The organism is Acidithiobacillus sp. TH-A36 (genome assembly GCF_057473445.1).
Window position 1 is genome coordinate 1 of sequence record NZ_JBYCKP010000172.1, and the last position, 1660, is coordinate 1660.

Annotated in this window: 1 protein-coding gene and 1 pseudogene; both read right to left on the reverse strand. The window is 58.5% G+C overall.

The window, feature by feature from the left end; genetic code table 11:
* The coding region (gene pyk, locus AC2VLY_RS04700; protein WP_486921842.1) for a pyruvate kinase at nt 1-1121 on the reverse strand (1121 nt) is incomplete at its 3' end.
* Nucleotides 1118-1660, reverse strand: a pseudogene (locus AC2VLY_RS04705) (NAD(P)/FAD-dependent oxidoreductase); the annotation flags it as partial. The pseudogene AC2VLY_RS04705 and the gene pyk, both read right to left, overlap by 4 nt.

Below are 1660 nucleotides of genomic sequence, written 5' to 3' on the forward strand. Positions count from 1 at the left end.
AAAGGATGCAGCCGTTCGGCGCTGTGCCGGACATTGCTGGCAATAATAGATTCTACGCCGGGCTTGTCATCGAGGTCGATGGAACTCAGAGGATTGAGTTCTGCCCGGTTTTTTTCGGTAACCCGGGCAATTTCAGCCAGCATTTTTACGGCTTCTACCGGAAAATCGCCCATGGCCGACTCTTCCGAGAGCATGATGCAGTCCGTACCATCAAGGATGGCATTGGCCACGTCGGTTACTTCCGCGCGGGTTGGCCGCCGGTTGTGGACCATGGACTCCAGCATCTGGGTAGCGGTGATGACGGGTTTACCCACAGCGCGGGCTTTACGGATCAGGCGTTTCTGGATATTGGCAATTTCTTCAATCGGCACCTCCACCCCCAGATCGCCACGTGCCACCATGATGGCATCGGTCGCATCGATAATCGCATCAATGTGTTTCCAGGCCCGTGCTCTTTCGATTTTGGCGACCAGAAAAGGATGAAATCCCAGCGCACTGGCTGCACGGCGGGCGGCGTGCAAGTCTTCGGCGCTTTCCACAAAAGAAACACTCAGACCATCGACCCCGGCCTCCAGGGCAAAGGCCAGTAATTCCCGATCGGCAGCAGTGAGCGCGCCACCCTCCAGATAAACACCCGGCAAATTGACGCCTTTATGGGAAAGCAGCACCCCACCCACGATCACCTGACACAGCACGCCCTGGTGATCATGCTGTTCTACCCGAAGTTCCAGAAAACCGTCATTCAGATAGACCGTATCGCCCTTGACGAGGGGTTTGGCCAGGGGCGGCAGTTCCAGAGGAATGGCCTGCGCCGTCCCCGGAGCACCCGGAGCGAGCAGAACATGATCCCCATGCTTGAGGGTGACCGGAACTGGCAAGCGGCCAATGCGGATTTTCGGGCCGGGCAGATCGGCCAGAATGGCGACGCGATACCCGGTCTTGCGGGCGGCATCGCGGATGCGGGCAATGCGCACCCGATGTTCATCGGCCGTGCCGTGGGCCAGATTGAGCCGGGCGACATTCATACCCGCCCGGATCATCTGTTCCAGGACCTTGGGGGCATCAGACGCAGGACCGATGGTGCAGACAATCTTGCTGCGATGCTTGGGGAGCTTCATCATTGGCTGTCATCTACGCAGGGGTGGAGGAGGGCATAATGACGCTGCAGGGCATCCCCGGTTGCGGCAACCAGCGGATGCAGGGAAGGGGTCAGGCGCGGCTGACTGCCAAACTGCATGCTGACCAGATCGGGTGCGGTTGCATGCATCTGAATGGCGAGACCGATGGTGTTGACCAGTTCCCCGGTGGTGGCACCCCCCAGAACCTGCCCACCCAGAATTTGCAGGGAGTCAGCAGCAAAAATGATACGGCAGAAAATTTCTGTGGTGTTGGGCATGGAGGCTGGATGGTGATCAGGCAGGCGGGCTTCCCCACTTAAAATCGGAAAGCCTTCCTGTTCGGCCTGATGTTCGGTCAAGCCGGCCACACCAAAAGCCAGGCCATCAATTTCACTGGCGTAGACGCTCACCGAGCCGGCATTGGTACGCAACTGACGCAGGCCATACAAATTCATTCCGGCAATGCGGCCTTCAGCGGCGGCTTGTGAGGCGATCATGGCATGATTGGCCTTGCGCGTAAAAAAGTCCTGTTTGTGGGCACA